This window comes from Marichromatium sp. AB32 (assembly GCF_003718675.1).
Classification (GTDB): domain Bacteria; phylum Pseudomonadota; class Gammaproteobacteria; order Chromatiales; family Chromatiaceae; genus Marichromatium; species Marichromatium gracile.
The window spans coordinates 1-366 of sequence record NZ_RHFJ01000160.1 but is presented as its reverse complement, the minus strand read 5'-3'; the positions used below and the strand labels follow the sequence as shown (position 1 = coordinate 366).

Annotated in this window: 1 pseudogene; it reads left to right on the top strand. The window is 62.3% G+C overall.

Features of this window, described 5'->3' with window-relative positions:
- Positions 1 to 230: pseudogene (locus EBL85_RS17340) on the top strand (IS3 family transposase); the annotation flags it as partial.
- Positions 231 to 366 lie beyond the last annotated feature (136 nt).

Sequence of the window (366 nt, the reverse complement as noted above, 5' to 3'; positions counted from 1 at the left end):
GGCTCCGGGCGCTCCGCCCGCCGCAACCGCTGGTGCAACCGATCCGTCCCAACCTGCAATGGTCGGCCGACTTCATGAGCGATGCGCTGAGCAGCGGCATGAGCTATCGCACCTTCAACCTCATCGACGACTACAACCGCGAGGCGCTGCGTATCGAGGTCGACGTCTCGCTGACTTCGGCGCGCGTCATCCGCGTGCTCGAACAGGTCATCAGTGTCCGGGGGCGCCCCGAGCGTCTGTGTCAACTCCCCCTTTTTAGGTCCATCCCATAAATAGACACTGCGGCATGTCCGCGGCGGTTAAGAAACTCGATTGGTGAAAGATCGCCGAGCGACTCGTGCGGTCGGCGCAGGTTGTATTCGTCGA